This window comes from Corynebacterium sp. HMSC055D05, from assembly GCF_001810365.1.
GTDB lineage: Bacteria > Actinomycetota > Actinomycetes > Mycobacteriales > Mycobacteriaceae > Corynebacterium > Corynebacterium coyleae.
Window position 1 is genome coordinate 1 of the sequence record NZ_KV801064.1, and the last position, 266, is coordinate 266.

Below are 266 nucleotides of genomic sequence, written 5' to 3' on the forward strand. Positions count from 1 at the left end.
GGCATCCCGGATGAGAAGGAGAAGGAAGACAAGACCAACCCGAAGGTTCCGAACCAGAACTTGGACTACGAGCCGGTATACGAGGATGGTTCCGGTAAACCTGGTGAGGACGTGACCGTTCCTGCTCCGGAGTTCAAGGACAAGGACGGCAACCCGACCACGCCGCCGGAGGGCACGAAGTTCACCCCGGGTGAGAACACCCCGGATGGCGTGACCATCGACGAGAACACCGGCGAGATCACCGTGACTATTCCGAAGGACGCCAA

General features: G+C 59.8%; 1 protein-coding gene. It reads left to right on the plus strand.

Annotation, left to right across the window (positions count from 1 at the left end):
- Nucleotides 1–266 (plus strand): YPDG domain-containing protein (locus HMPREF2734_RS12010; RefSeq protein WP_168163601.1); only part of this gene is annotated, 266 nt, incomplete at both ends.